The following is a 610-nucleotide window of genomic DNA, read 5'->3' on the forward strand; positions in this document are numbered from 1 at the left end:
CATCTATCCACTTGATACGACTATCGGTTGGAGCACGTTAAGCTTCCCTAGCCGATTTACGGATTGGTCCGGGTACCCAAGGTGTATATGGATTACCGCGAATTGCTGGATTTAGAACTGCAATTGGACTAATAAAATATTCGGAATTGTAAAAAAGCCTCCTCAGAGAGGCTTTTTTGCTGTGCGAGTGGGATTAAGTTTTGTCAAATGTCGGGTGACAGAACTATATCGTTTGCCGAATCGTACTTACGGCAATATGCTACTTATTAATGATTTGAAACCATCATTTTTGTAAAAGCGCTTGTCTTAGTAGACCAACAGTATTGTTCATGTTACTCTTTAAGTGGATAAATATGGATTTTCCTTTGAGGGAGATGAAGACTATCGATATTCCGGAATATATAAAAAAATGATCCTTTTTTTACTTTCATTCAAGTAAGGGGCATAATCGCGCAATCTACTTATGACTGGGAGTTTTGAAATGAAGGTAAAACGAATCGTCGCCAATATAAATACAAAGGATATCTCTGCAGCTAAATGCTTCTACCAGGATGTACTCGGCCTTGAATTATTGATGGATCATGGTTGGATTAGAACGTATGGTTTAGAC

1 pseudogene is annotated in these 610 nt (G+C 38.4%); it reads left to right on the forward strand.

Features of this window, described 5'->3' with window-relative positions:
• Positions 1-481: 481 nt before the first annotated feature.
• A pseudogene (locus tag AC1DUA_RS39985) lies at positions 482-610 on the forward strand (glyoxalase); the annotation flags it as partial.

The sequence above is a fragment of the Paenibacillus sp. 01T422 genome, from assembly GCF_056398785.1.